Below are 13,530 nucleotides of genomic sequence, written 5' to 3' on the forward strand. Positions count from 1 at the left end.
GCCACAGCGGCCACGAAATTTTGGAACATAGGTTGAAATATTTTTGCTTGCACCGCATCTGAAAGCGGTTCAATCAGCCTCATATCAGCTGATCTCATGCCCTGCTCGACGGCCGGGTTTCTCCGTTATCGAGACGATGCCCATGGCCCGCGACACCACCGACCAGACCCCGGTGACTTCCGTTTCCGAGTTGACCGAATATCTGGCGGACGGCAACAAGCCGAAAGAGGCCTTCCGCATCGGCACGGAGCACGAAAAATTCGTGTTCTACACCGCCGACAACAGCCCCGTGCCCTATGCGGGCGATGCCGGAATCCTGAAACTTCTGGAAGGCATGCAGCAGAAGACCGGCTGGGAGCCGATCATCGATGCCGGGCATCTGATCGGCCTGGTCGAGCCCACGGGCCGCGGCGCGATTTCGCTCGAGCCGGGCGGGCAGTTCGAGCTGTCGGGCGCGCCGGTCGAGACGCTGCACGAGACCTGCAAGGAATCCAACACGCATCTGGCTGTGCTGCGCGACATCGCCGAGCCGCTCGGCATCCGTTTCCTCGGCATCGGCGGCAGCCCGAAATGGACGCTGGCCGAAACCCCCCGCATGCCGAAGTCGCGCTACGACATCATGACCCGCTACATGCCGAAGGTCGGCAGCCAGGGCCTCGACATGATGTACCGCACCTGCACGATCCAGGTGAACCTCGACTTTTCGTCGGAAGCCGACATGGCGGCGAAGATGCAGGTCTCGCTGAAGCTGCAGCCGCTGGCGACCGCGCTCTTTGCAAGCTCGCCGTTTACCGAGGGCAAGCCGAACGGGCTGCAGTCCTGGCGCGGCGAGATCTGGCGCGACACCGACAACCAGCGCGCCGGCGTGTTGCCCGAAGCGCTGACCGGCCATTTCCGCTTCGAGCAATATGTGGAATGGGCGCTGGATGCGCCGATGTATTTCGTGGTGCGCGACGGGCGCTACCACGACTGCACGCATGTGACCTTCCGCCAGTTCATGGGCGGCGCGCTGAAGGGCACGCTGGCTGACTGGGAGCCGAACATGGGCGACTGGACCAACCATCTCTCGACGCTGTTTCCCGATGTGCGGCTGAAGCGGTTTCTCGAAATGCGCGGCGCGGACGGTGGACCCTGGCGGCGCATCTGTGCCCTGCCGGCCTTCTGGGTCGGCCTGCTCTACGACGATGCCGCGCTGGCGAGCGCTGCCGAACTGGTGCGCGACTGGACCTATGAGGACGTGATCGCGCTGCGCGATGGGGTGCCGGCCGAAGGGCTGGATGCCACGGTTCGTGGCCGCAAGCTCGGCGAGGTCGCCCGCGACGTGCTCGCAATCTCGCGCGCCGGCCTGAAGGCGCGCAACCGGCTGAACGGCGACGGCGTCGACGAAAGCCACTTCCTTGCGCCGCTCGACGAGGTGGTTGCCCGCGGTACGACGCTGGCACAGGAAATGCTGTCGCTTTACAAGGGCCGCTGGAACGGCTCGGTCGAGCCGGTCTTCAAGGACTATGCCTATTGAGGCGTCCTCGTTCAGAGGTGCGTCTCCCCGGTGACACGCGCTAAAAAGCGATATGCCAACGTCTTTTTCCCGTTATAGTGCAGCCTGACGTGCTGTCTGCAACAAGGATAAGACGATGATGCCCCTATTCGACATGATGATGCAGGCACAGAACGGCCGCGCCATGGATGTGATGGCACAGCAGTTCGGGCTGGCGCAGGAGCAGATGGCGAAGGCCACGGCCGCCCTCATGCCGGCCTTTTCGGCCGGGCTGAAGACCAATGCGGCCAACCCTTACGATTTCGGCACGTTTCTCGCGTCGATGAGCAGCGGCGGCTATGCCAAATATTTCGAGGACATGACCAAGGCCTTCACCCCGCAGGGGCTCGCCGACGGTCAGGCGGCCCTCGGGCAGATCTTCGGGTCGCGCGACATGTCGGGCGCGGTGGCGGCGCAGGCCGCGCAGTTGACGGGGATCGGGCAGGACATCTACCGGCAGATGCTGCCGGTGGTGGCAAGCGCCATCATGGGCGGGCTGTTCAAGCAGGCGACCGGCCAGATGCACGCACCGCCGTCTTTTGCGGACAATCCGTTCGGCCCGGCGATGCAGACCTGGCTGGAAGCCGTCGGCCTTGCCCGCAAGAAGGAGCCGCCGGCCATGCCGAACCCCTTCGACAACCCGTTCACGCAGACCATGCAGGCCCTCTTCACCCCGCCGAAAACCCCGGAGAAGCCGCAGGCCGCACCGGACATGTTTGCCGGCAATCCCTTCATGAAGGCCTTTCAGGACATGATGGCCATGGGCTCGCCGCAAGCCAAGCCCGCCGAAGCCCCGCCGGCGCCGAAAGCGCCGGTCGTCGATATGTTCAACACCATGTTCGACAGCGGCATCGAGGCGCAGAAGGAATATCAGAAGGCCATCGACGGGCTTTTCGCACAGTTCCAGCCCAAGGGCTGAGAGGGCGCCCCCTCATAAAACGCAGAAAAAAGCCCGGCGCCGAACGAATCGGAGCGCCGGGCAAGCGGCAGGGTCGTTGGCTATGACCCTGCGGGGAACGCGGATGATGCGAGCGGTCGCACCATCCGGGCGTCGCAGGCCCGGGGAGAGCCTGGGAACGCCAAGGGAATTGCCCCGCTTTCCGAGATATCGAGGCGGAAAGCGGCGGCATCGGATGTCAGCGGCTGCGGGCATCCCGGTAATAGCGATTGGCGCGCTCGCGCGCGGCGCGCGTCAGGTGCCGGCTCGGATCCTCGAAGAAGGGCGACGTCGTGGCGTCGCGCACATCGGTGCGGCTGAGGCCGATATCGGCGAGCTGCCGGTCGTCCAGATCATGCAGATGGCCCGCGGCGCGACGGTTGTTCAGGAGGCGCCATACCATCACGAGACCCTGGACCCGCGCGATCAGGCGCAGTGCTGCCGGTTTGCCGGCGAAGGTGACATCAAGGGCGGTATCGGGCGTGCGCATGGGCTTAGCTCCTGAAAAGGCACGGGTCGGACATCCCACGCCCAGTGGGCGCAGGTTGGGCGGGGTTTGACCGAGGCATTGGCGCAGCGGAGGTTGGGAAGACGTTGTTTGCAGCCCGACAGTCGCAAATCGATATTGATCAGTCCAACGAATGTTTCTAATGGTATTGATCAAACAAACTTATAGGCACCCCGATGGCCTCTCCCCTCGACCTCGACCAGCTCCAGACTTTCGTCGCGATTGCCGATACGGGGAGCTTTACCCGTGCCGCCGAGCGGGTGTTCAAGACGCAATCGGCTGTGTCGATGCAGATGCGGCGGCTGGAGGAGCGAATCGGCAAGGCGCTGTTTGCCAAGGACGGTCGCGGCAACCGGCTGACGACCGAAGGCGAGAAGCTGCTCAACTATGCGCGCCGCATGATTCGCCTCAACAACGAGGCGGTCGCCGCCTTCGACGACAACCGGCTGGAGGGAACGCTGCGCATCGGCACGCCCGACGACTATGCCGACCGCTATATGCCGGAGATCATCGTCCGGTTTGCCAAGACCCATCCGAATGTCGAGCTGTTCATCGTCTGCGAACCCTCGGTGGACCTTGCGGAGAAGATGGCGCGCGGCGAACTCGATATCGCGCTCGTCACCCACAATCCGCGCGCGCGCGCCTCGGATGTCGTGCGGACGGAGCCGCTCTGCTGGGTCAGCTCCATCAACCATCCCCTGCCCGAGAATGCCCCCGTACCGCTCGCCGTCGGCAAGCGCGATTGCCAGTGGCGGCAGGCCGCCTGCTCGGCGCTAGATGCGACGGGCAAGGACTACAACATTCTTTTCACCAGCTGGTCCTCGACGGTGGTTGCGGCCGCCGTGCTCGCCGGCATGGCGGTGTCCGTGCTGCCGGAATCGGCGCTGCGCAGCGGCATGAAGGTGCTGACCCAGGCCGACGGCTTTCCCGCGCTCGCCCCCGTGCAGATCGGCATTATGAAGCGGCCGGGCCTTTCCCCCTCGCTCTCCACCGCCATCAGCAACCACATCACCGCCTGCCTCGACAACATCACGCCGCAGGTCGCGGGCGACGATATCGATGGCGACCTCAAGGGTCTCTCGCGCCTCGCGCGGCAGAGACAGGGGCAGTTGCTGGCGGGGTGGTAGGCTAACTTCGCTCGATCCCTCACCTTACGGGTTTGGGTGTCGCTGAACGCGTTTTTCGATCGCGTGAAGAGCGCGGCTGAGGGGCATTCCTGAGGAAGTCCGAGGTCCCGGCGAAAAAAGCACCCTCCCCCAGAGGCAAAAAAACCGGAAGCATCGCTGCTCCCGGTTTCTTCACATCTCGATGCCTGACGTCGATTATTCGGCGGCGGCGGGCTGGTCGGCGCTGATGGTGTCGGCCTGGTAGCCGTGCGCCTTGTTCAGCGCGGCGCGGACGCCGGCTTCGTAGTCGGGATGAACCAGCTTGAAGTGGGCAAGCTGGCGCTCGACGATCTCGCCGGGGACGCCGCCCATCGCGGCTGCGATGTTGGAGAACAGGCGCGCCTTCTGGTCGGCATCGAACAGGTTGAACAGCGCCGTCACCTGGACGTAGTCGTTGTTGCCGTCGCGATGGTTGAAGCGAGCCATGTCGCCATCGATCCGCAGCGGCGGCTCGAGGGCTGCGGGCTGCTCGACCGGGCCGTTGAACGAGTTGGGCTCGTAATAGGCATCCGGGTTACCGGTGCGAATGCCGCCGAACGTGTTCATCTGGCCATCGCGATGATAGTGATGGACCGGGTTCTTCGGCTGGTTGACCGGGATGTGTTCGTAATGCGTGCCGAGGCGATGACGGTGCGCATCGGCATAGGAGAACACGCGGGCCTGCAGCATCTTGTCCGGCGAGAACGCGATGCCGGGAACGATGTTCGACGGCGAGAACGCGGCGTTCTCGACTTCCGCGAAATAGTTTTCCGGATTGCGGTTCAGCTCCATCGTGCCGATCTCGATCGGCGGATATTCGCTATGCGGCCAGACCTTGGTGAGGTCGAACGGGTTGTAGGAGGTCTTCTCGGCATCCAGTTCCGGCATAATCTGCACCTGGACGGTCCAGCGCGGATAATTGCCTTCCTCGATCGAGCCGAACAGCGCTTCCTGGTAGGATTCGCGCGTCTTGCCGATGACCTGTTCGGACTCTTCGTTGGTGTAGAACTTGTGGCCGTGCTGGGTCTTGAAGTGGAATTTTACCCAGTAGCGCTCGCCGGCATCGTTCCAGAACGAGAAGGTGTGCGAGCCGTAGCCGTTCATGTGCAGCGGCGACGTCGGACAGCCGCGGTCGGACATCAGGATGGTGACCTGGTGCAGGCTTTCCGGCGAGAGCGACCAGAAGTCCCACATGGCGGTTGCCGACCGCAGGTTGGTCTTCGGGTGGCGCTTCTGCGTGTGGATGAAGTCCGGGAACTTGTAGGGGTCGCGGACGAAGAACACGGGCGTGTTGTTGCCGACGAGGTCCCAGTTGCCTTCGGAGGTGTAGAACTTCAGCGCGAAGCCGCGCACGTCGCGCTCGGCATCGGCTGCCCCCTGCTCACCGGCAACGGTGGAGAAGCGGGCGAGCATCGGCGTTTCCGCACCCGGCTGCAGAACGGCGGCCTTGGTGTATTTGGAAATGTCGCCGGTGATTTTCAGCGTGCCAAAAGCACCCCAGCCCTTGGCGTGGACGGCGCGTTCCGGGATGCGCTCGCGGTTCTGGTGGGCCAGCTTTTCGATCAGCTGGTAATCCTGCAGCATGATGCCGCCCTTGGGGCCGGCCGTCAGCGAGTTCTGGTTGTCCGGCACGGGCGCGCCGGCGGTCGTCGTCATTGTCGGGCGATCAGTCATTTCGTCCTCCTGTCTCACCTTGTCGGTTCCGGCCATGCCGGTCCGCTTGTTCATTGCCGGGCGCGCTTATGCGCTCCGGCACGTTCGGTGCGCATGTCTCTCCATCGAGATCCCGCCCACCCAATTCCGCTTGCAAGGCCGCAAGGGCCTATCCAGGCCTCGGGGCCTCCGCGCATCTTCCACGTCCATCATGCCGAAAATGCGACACAGGTGAAATACGCGCGTCCGACCTCTTTTCGCACTCCCCATCGATAATTTCCAATTGTATTTCTTGTGATGTTCGATAGGAAAAACCGATCATGCTCACCATTCGACAGATGCGCTATTTCGATGCCCTCGCCACCACGCGCCATTTCGGCCGGGCGGCGGAGATGGTCAAGGTCAGCCAGCCGGCGCTCTCCGCGCAGATCGCCGAAATGGAGAAGGATCTTGGCGTCGCCCTGTTCGAGCGCAATCGCGCCGGGGCGCTTCTGACGCGGCAGGGCGAGGCCCTGCTGCCGGAGGTGCGGGCGATCCTGCAGGCGGTCGATGCGCTCTACGATCGGGCCCGGCAGGTCACCGGCATTCTCGAGGGCCGGCTGCGGCTGGGCGTCATCCCCACGGTGGCGCCCTATCTGGTGCCGGTGCTCATTCCGATGCTGCGCGCGCGGTTTCCCAAGCTGGAGATCGAGCTGCGGGAGCTTCTGACCTCGGGCTGCGTCGAGGACGTGAAGGCCGGGCGGCTCGACTGCGCCATCGTGGCGCTGCCGCAGAGCGAGGAAACGCTGGAGGTTCTGCCGCTGTTTCAGGACCGATTCCTGATCGCGATGGCCGAGGACGAAAGCACCGTGCTGATGTCGCCGATGACGGAGGCGCAGGTGGATGTCGACCGGTTGCTGCTGCTCGAGGAGGGCCACTGCCTGCGCGATCAGGCGCTCGCCGTCTGCGGCGCGTCTGCCGGGCGCCGCGTCGCCAATTATGGCGCGACCTCCATGGCGACGCTTCTGCAGATGGTGAGCCACGGCATGGGCATCACGCTCATTCCCGAAATCGCCGTGAAGGAGGAGCGCGGCCGCAGCCGCATGCGAATCGTGCCTTTTGCCGATCCGCAGCCTTCGCGGCAGATCGGGCTCGTCTGGCGGGGACGGTCGCGCCGGACGGCGGATCACCGGGCGCTTGCCGAGGTCGTCATCGACGCCTCGGCAAAATTGCTCGCGGAAACCGATAGCGTGGCTACCGCATCGCCCATCCGTGGCTGACCATCAGCGACTGGCCGGTCAGGGCATTGGTCTCGAAGCCGGCGAGAAACAGCGCGACGTTCGCGACGTCCTCGATGGTGGTGAACTCGGTGTCGACCGTGCCGCCCAGCATGACGCGCTTGACCACCTCGTCCTCCGAAATGCCCAGCGCCTTTGCCTGTTCGGGGATCTGCTTTTCCACGAGCGGCGTCTTGACGAAGCCGGGGCAGATGACGTTGGAGCGCACGCCATGCGGGCCGCCTTCCTTGGCCGCGACGCGGGCAAGGCCGAGAAGGCCATGTTTGGCCGTGACGTAAGCGGATTTCAGCGGCGAGGCCTCGTGGGAGTGGACCGAGCCCATATAGATCAGCGCGCCGCCGCCCTGGCGTTTCATGTGCGGCATGCAGGCCTTGGTGGTGAGGAACGCGCCGTCGAGATGGATCGACAGCATCTTCTTCCAGTCCTCGAAGGGAAAGTCTTCGATCTTGTGGACGATCTGGACGCCGGCATTGGAGACGAGCACATCGACGCGGCCCCATTTTTCCACGACGGCTGCGACACCCGCATTGACCGCATCCTCGGAGGTCACGTCCATCGCAAGGCCGAGGGCTTCGCCGGGACCGGCGGCGGTGAGGTCCGCGGCCGTGGCTTGCGAGGCGTCCAGCTTGAGGTCGGCGATGGCGACGCGCGCGCCTTCGGCAACATAGCTAGCGGCAATCGCCCGGCCGATGCCGCTGGCAGCGCCGGTGACGAGGCAGACCTTGTCTTTCAGTTTCATGATGCTCTCCGTTGTGTCAGGCTGGCGGGTCTCAGGCTGGCGTGTCTTCGCCTGGCGTGTCTCGGGTCTTGGCGGCAACTGTGCGGACGATAACCGCTTCGCGTCCGCGGTAAAGCCGGCCGGCGTCGAAATCTTGGGCTGCCGATCAGAGAATATGGAGGGCGAGCAGCAGCCAGAGCAGCGCATTGATGAAGAAGCCGGCGACGAACAGCCGGTGACGCAGCATCAGCCGGTTGGAGGTCATATGCACGAAGGCATGACCATAGCGGGAGAGAACGAAGAGCCAGGCCGCAGAGACCGTCAGGATCGAGACGCCGTCGGTGACGGCCAGCAGCGTGCAGACCGTGTAGAAAAGGACGGGAAGCTCGAACTGGTTGGTCAGGTTGCGGGCTACGGTGGCGCTCGCCTCCGGTTCGACCGAGGGGATGAGAAAGTCGCGCGCGCGGGCCGTTCCCTGCCGCACGGCGCCGAACCGCCGTTTCCCCATCACGCCATAGACGATGGTGACGAGCAGGACCTGTGCGATCACGGGCCAGATGATGGCGGTCTGGGTCATGCGTCCTCACCAAAAGACAAGAGAGCCGCGCGGCGGATGGCGACTCTCTTGAACGCTTCGTTCCGATCGATTTTGGTCCGATCCGCGATCACGCCCCCGGGTAGTTCGGGCTTTCGCGCGTGATCGTGACGTCGTGGGCGTGGCTTTCGCGCAGGCCGGCACCGGAGATGCGCACGAAGGTGGCCCGCTCCTGGAAATCTTTCAGCGTCTTGCCGCCGACATAGCCCATGGAGGCTTTCAGACCGCCGGCCAGCTGGTGGAGGACGCCGGAGACCGGACCCTTGTACGGCACCTGACCCTCGATGCCTTCCGGCACGAGCTTCAGCGTGTCGCGCACTTCCGCCTGGAAGTAGCGATCCGCCGAGCCGCGCGCCATGGCGCCGACCGAGCCCATGCCGCGATAGGCCTTGAAGGAACGACCCTGATGCAGGAACACCTCGCCCGGGCTTTCGTCCGTGCCGGCGAGCAGCGAGCCGATCATGACGGCGGAGGCGCCGGCCGCGATGGCTTTCGCAAGGTCGCCCGAGAACTTGATGCCGCCATCGGCGATGACGGGGATATCGGCGGCGCGCGCGGCCTCGACGGCCGACATGATGGCCGCCAGCTGCGGCACGCCGACGCCGGCGACGATGCGCGTGGTGCAGATGGAGCCCGGACCGATACCGACCTTGACGGCATCGGCGCCCGCGTCGATCAGCGCCCTGGTGCCCTCGGCGGTCGCGACGTTGCCGGCCATGATGCGCACCGAATTCGACATGGTCTTGACGCGGGTGACGGCGTCGAGAACGCGCTGGGAGTGGCCATGCGCCGTGTCGATGACGATGAGGTCGATGCCCGCGTCGATCAGGCGCTCGGCACGCTCGATGCCGTCATCGCCGACCGAGATGGCGGCCGCGGCGCGCAGACGACCCTGCGCATCCTTGGAGGCATTGGGGTTCAGCTGCGACTTCTCGATGTCCTTGACCGTGATCAGGCCGACGCAGCGGCCGTCGCCATCCACCACCAGCAGCTTCTCGATGCGGTGCGTGTGCAGCAGGCGCTTGGCCTCCTGCTGATCGACGTTTTCCTTCACCGTGATCAGGTTTTCGCGCGTCATGAGTTCGTAGATGCGCTGGCTGGGATCGGAGGCGAAGCGGACGTCGCGGTTGGTGACGATGCCGACGAGGCGGCCGGGCGTCTTGCCGTTGCCGGCATTCTCGACCACCGGAATGCCCGAAATGCCATAGGTCTTCATAAGGCCGAGCGCATCGGCCAGCGTCGCGTCCGGACCGATCGTCACGGGGTTGACGACCATGCCGCTTTCGAACTTCTTGACCTGGCGGACCTGCTCGGCCTGTTCGACCGGGGAGAGATTGCGGTGGATGACGCCGATGCCGCCGGCCTGGGCCATGGCGATGGCGAGACGGCCTTCCGTGACCGTATCCATGGCAGACGAGAGGATCGGCAGGTTGAGCTCGATATCCTGGGCGATGCGGGTGGCGATGTTGGTCTGGCCCGGCATGACCTCGGAGTGACCGGGCTGCAGGAGGACGTCGTCGAAGGTCAGAGCCTCCAGACCGGTAGCCGTTTCGATAATGCGCGCCATGGGCCAATTCCTTTAAAAATGTGCAAGGCGCCCGGACGGACGGGGTTCCGGCGGGAGCGTCGCCTGCCGGACATCCTGGGAGGGGAATGGCGGCAAGTGTTTCATGGAAGTTGGCGAGGGCACGTAACACGGATGTGACGGGATGGGAACAGAAAAAGCCGGCCGACCGCAGCCGTCCCACGGGAACCGCGTGGGACCGCGTTTTTAGGTTTTATTAGGCGTTCCTTTTCGAACGGAATTAAGCGACGTCCGCTACAACCGCTTCTCACGGGGCTCCGGAAGAAGAGCGACCGGCGATACAGGCAGAAACCGAGAGAACAGGGACCGAAACCATGACCGCACTGCGCAAAAACGCCCAAGCCGAGGAAACGCGGTTCGTCCGCCAGGAGGAACTGACCTTTCGCGCGGAGGCGCGCCGCAATGCGCTGATCGGCCTCTGGGCCGCGGCCCTGATCGACCGGCCGGATGCCGAATCCTATGCGCGCGACATCGTGGATGCCGGCGTCACCCATCCGGACGGCGTGATCGACCGGCTGCACAGCGATTTCGAAGCCGCCGGCGTCATCTTTCTCGAAGACGACATTCGCGACCGCATGACGACCATGCTCCGCGCGCTGCGCGACGAGATGTACGCAGCCTGAGTGTCGCCCGCGCCATCCGGCGCAGGCAACACGATCCGTCTCAGAGATAGAGCTGATACGATGCCGGCACGAAGCGGTAGCCGGCATCCTGCTTCTCGACATAGCCGACGGCCGGAAACGGCATGTGGTAGCCGATGAAGGGCAGCCGTTCGGTGGCGATCATATCGAACACCTTCCGGCGCGACGCCGCGGCCTTTTCCTTGTCCATATCGAACTTCACCTGCCAATCCGGCTGCTGGAGGGAGAAGACATAGTGGTTGGCGGTATCGGCCGTGAGCATGAGATCCTTGCCCTGCGAGGAGATGCGGAACACCATGTGGCCGGGCGAATGACCGAATGCGGCCATCGCCATGATGCCGGACGCGACATCGGCCCCGTCGCCGATAAGCTTCGCTTTTTCGACCAGCGGCACGACGTTCTTCAGCACGGCCTTGTGGCCGCCCTCGGCGGGAGTTCCTATCCGTGCCGGATCCTTCCAGAAGGCGAGTTCCGTCTCGCCCATGACATAGCGCGCATTGGGGAAGGCCGGCTTGCCGCCTTCCATGAGGCCATTGATGTGATCGCCATGCATATGCGTGAGCACCACGAGCGTGATGCTTTCGGGCGGATAGCCTGCGGCCCGCAGGCCTTCGAGCAAATAGCCGGTGCCGGCCGGACGACCCGCCTCGCCATTGCCCGTATCGAACAGCACGACCTCCGACCCCGTATCGACGACGACCGGTGAAAAGCCATTGGCGAAACGATCGGTCGGCAGGAAGTTTTTCTCAAGGAGCGCTTTGACGGCCTCGGGCGGCTGGTCGGTCCCGAAGGTTTCGTTCGGCTTGTCGGCGATCCGCAGACCGTCGCTGACGACGGTGACGGTGACATCGCCGAGCTTGACGCTGGCGCTCTTGCCGCCGGTCGAGGCTTTGGGGGTTTCCTTCCCGGCCGCACCCGCTGCACCCTGCGCAAACGCGGCGCGCTTCATGATCAGGGGCGCTGCCAGCGCGCCAAGCGCTGTCGCGGCGAAGAGGGCGCGTCGGCCGAGAGTGAATCCGTGCATCGATCGTTTCCTTGTGTCTTGGTGTCTTCGAAGTATCTTCGAAACTGCAGCCCAGAGGCCCAGGGTCGCAAGCGGGAGCGCCGGCAAGAGGCCCTGAGGTAGCGCGAGATCGATGCCTTGACAGACGAGGCGCGCACCCTTCACAGGAAATTGACTGTTGCGTGAGACGGGACACGGGACTTTCGCCGCTGTGTGTCTATCTCCTGTTCAATAAACCAGGACCGACGGCTTGCCCTGCGCATCTGCCCGCGCACGGACATCCGCCTCCCACCTCAGCCGACCATCCCGGGCGTTTCCCCGGAGCCCAAGAGGCCGTCGAAAAGGCTTGCCTTCGCATGAACCGCATCGTTCCCCTGATCCTTGCCGTCGCGCTCTTCATGGAGCAGATGGACTCCACCGTCATCGCCACCTCGCTGCCTGCGATCGCCCGCGACCTCGGCGTCGGCCCGATCACGCTCAAGCTGGCGCTGACCTCCTACATGGTGTCGCTCGCCATCTTCATTCCCTTGAGCGGCTGGATGGCCGACCGGTTCGGTGCCAAGCGCATCTTCCGCTCGGCGATCCTCGTCTTCGTCGTCGGCTCGATCCTCTGCGCCATCTCCGGGGACCTCGTCTCCTTCGTCGGCGCCCGCTTCCTGCAGGGCATGGGCGGCGCCATGATGACGCCGGTGGCGCGGCTGGTGCTGGTGCGCAGCACGCAGCGCAGCGACCTCGTGAGCGCGATGGCCCTGCTCAGCATTCCCGCGCTGACCGGGCCTCTGGCCGGCCCGCCGCTCGGCGGCTTCATCACCACCTATTTTTCCTGGCACTGGATCTTCATCATCAACGTGCCTGTCGGCATCCTCGGCTATATCCTGTCCGGCATCTACCTGCCCGAGGTCATCAGCGACCGGCCGCCGCCGATCGACGTCACCGGCTTCTTTCTCAGCGCCATCGCCGCCTCCGGCACGATGTTCGGCCTGTCGGTGATGAGCCTGCCGGCTTTGCCGCCGAGCATCGGCGCGATCGCGGCCGGCATCGGCATTCTCTGCGGCATCCTCTATGTACGCCACGCCCGCCACCATCCGGCACCGCTGCTCGATCTCGCTTTGTTCAAGGACAGCGCCTTTCGCGCCGCGGCCGTCGGCGGCACGCTGTTCCGCATCTCGATCGGCGCCATCCCCTTCCTCATGCCGCTGATGCTGCAGGTCGGGTTCGGGCTTTCGCCCTTCCAGTCGGGCATGATCACCTTCGTCGGCGCCATCGGCGCGCTGACGACGAAATTCTTCGCCAAACGGGTGCTCGTTCTCGCCGGCTTCCGCACCACGCTGATCATCGCGGCGCTGATCGCCACCGTGCTGACCTTCGTCAACGGGCTTTTCACTCCGGCGACGCCCTACATCGTCATGTGCCTCGTGCTGCTGCTGGCCGGGTTCGCCCGCTCGTTCTTCTTCACCAGCATCAACGCCCTCTCCTTCGCCGATATTCCCGACGCGATGGCCAGCAAGGCGACCGCGATGAGCGCCGTGCTGCAGCAGATGAGCCTTGCGATGGGCGTCGCCGTGGCCGGTGCCATTCTCGAGGTGGAAAACCGCTGGACCGGCACGCAGCTCGAACTCGCCGACTTCCAGCTCGCCTTCATGCTGATCTCCGCCATCACCCTCGTCTCCGTCATCCCCTTCCTCGGCATGGCGAAAACCGCCGGCGCCGCGGTCTCGGGACACGGCGCCGCGCCGCGGGAGAAGGGCGAGGCGCAGCTGGAGCAGCTGGCAGGGAAGTGATGCCGGCCGAGCGCTGCCTGCAAAAAGCAGCACCGTCGACGTCTCTCTGCGGGGGGTGCGCTTCGGGCGGATGCGTTTTCGAAGGACGGGCTCCCCTCCGTCACTCCAGGCTTGATCCGGACTCCAACCAGCCCACGTCCCTGCGCCGAAGAA

Annotated in this window: 12 protein-coding genes; 6 read left to right on the top strand and 6 right to left on the bottom strand. The window is 64.6% G+C overall.

Features of this window, described 5'->3' with window-relative positions:
* Positions 1-142 precede the first annotated feature (142 nt).
* Together C8J36_RS09220 and C8J36_RS09225 are read left to right on the top strand one after the other, a co-directional pair.
* Positions 143-1,516, top strand: coding sequence for a glutamate--cysteine ligase (locus C8J36_RS09220; RefSeq protein ID WP_132534309.1), 1,374 nt, complete (start codon positions 143-145; stop codon positions 1,514-1,516).
* 115 nt (positions 1,517-1,631) lie between these two features.
* Positions 1,632-2,453, top strand: a complete 822-nt coding sequence (locus C8J36_RS09225; RefSeq protein ID WP_062594527.1) for a DUF937 domain-containing protein — start codon at positions 1,632-1,634, stop codon at positions 2,451-2,453.
* A 217-nt stretch (positions 2,454-2,670) separates the two neighbouring features.
* Here C8J36_RS09225 and C8J36_RS09230 read toward each other — a convergent pair whose 3' ends face one another.
* The gene (locus C8J36_RS09230) at positions 2,671-2,961 is read right to left on the bottom strand and encodes a DUF1127 domain-containing protein (RefSeq protein ID WP_062594526.1); all 291 of its coding nucleotides are present in this window, start codon (positions 2,959-2,961) and stop codon (positions 2,671-2,673) included.
* Between the two features lie 194 nt (positions 2,962-3,155).
* Between C8J36_RS09230 and C8J36_RS09235 the strand changes: the two genes are divergently transcribed.
* On the top strand, positions 3,156-4,106 hold the full coding sequence (locus C8J36_RS09235) for a LysR substrate-binding domain-containing protein (protein WP_062594525.1): 951 nt from the start codon (positions 3,156-3,158) through the stop codon (positions 4,104-4,106).
* A 195-nt stretch (positions 4,107-4,301) separates the two neighbouring features.
* On the opposite strand, the gene katA is transcribed toward C8J36_RS09235, so the two are convergent.
* A complete protein-coding gene (katA, locus tag C8J36_RS09240; RefSeq protein WP_132534311.1) occupies positions 4,302-5,798 on the bottom strand; it encodes a catalase KatA in 1,497 nt (498 codons plus the stop codon).
* A gap of 299 nt (positions 5,799-6,097) precedes the next feature.
* Here katA and C8J36_RS09245 point away from each other — a divergent pair, with 299 nt between their 5' ends.
* Positions 6,098-7,036 (top strand): hydrogen peroxide-inducible genes activator, encoded by a 939-nt coding sequence (locus C8J36_RS09245; RefSeq protein WP_132534313.1) that lies wholly within the window; start codon positions 6,098-6,100, stop codon positions 7,034-7,036.
* Here the strand turns inward: C8J36_RS09245 and C8J36_RS09250 are convergent.
* From C8J36_RS09250 to guaB, 3 genes are all read right to left on the bottom strand, one after another.
* Positions 7,011-7,793: a 3-hydroxybutyrate dehydrogenase gene (locus C8J36_RS09250; RefSeq protein ID WP_132534314.1), complete on the bottom strand. Its 783-nt coding sequence runs from the start codon at positions 7,791-7,793 to the stop codon at positions 7,011-7,013. The two genes, C8J36_RS09245 and C8J36_RS09250, sit on opposite strands and share 26 nt — an antisense overlap.
* 145 nt (positions 7,794-7,938) lie before the next feature.
* Positions 7,939-8,349: an MAPEG family protein gene (locus C8J36_RS09255; RefSeq protein WP_132534316.1), complete on the bottom strand. Its 411-nt coding sequence runs from the start codon at positions 8,347-8,349 to the stop codon at positions 7,939-7,941.
* 88 nt (positions 8,350-8,437) lie between these two features.
* The gene (gene guaB, locus C8J36_RS09260) at positions 8,438-9,934 is read right to left on the bottom strand and encodes an IMP dehydrogenase (protein WP_062594521.1); all 1,497 of its coding nucleotides are present in this window, start codon (positions 9,932-9,934) and stop codon (positions 8,438-8,440) included.
* Between the two features lie 332 nt (positions 9,935-10,266).
* Here guaB and C8J36_RS09265 point away from each other — a divergent pair, with 332 nt between their 5' ends.
* Positions 10,267-10,575, top strand: a complete 309-nt coding sequence (locus tag C8J36_RS09265; protein WP_132534318.1) for an ATPase inhibitor subunit zeta — start codon at positions 10,267-10,269, stop codon at positions 10,573-10,575.
* A gap of 40 nt (positions 10,576-10,615) precedes the next feature.
* Here C8J36_RS09265 and C8J36_RS09270 read toward each other — a convergent pair whose 3' ends face one another.
* Complete coding sequence (locus C8J36_RS09270; RefSeq protein WP_132534320.1) at positions 10,616-11,617, bottom strand: MBL fold metallo-hydrolase; 1,002 nt, start codon at positions 11,615-11,617, stop codon at positions 10,616-10,618.
* Between the two features lie 335 nt (positions 11,618-11,952).
* Here C8J36_RS09270 and C8J36_RS09275 point away from each other — a divergent pair, with 335 nt between their 5' ends.
* Positions 11,953-13,377, top strand: a complete 1,425-nt coding sequence (locus C8J36_RS09275) for an MFS transporter (protein ID WP_062594518.1) — start codon at positions 11,953-11,955, stop codon at positions 13,375-13,377.
* The last annotated feature ends 153 nt before the right edge of the window (positions 13,378-13,530 follow it).

Source organism: Rhizobium sp. PP-F2F-G48, from assembly GCF_004342335.1.
GTDB lineage: Bacteria > Pseudomonadota > Alphaproteobacteria > Rhizobiales > Rhizobiaceae > Ferranicluibacter.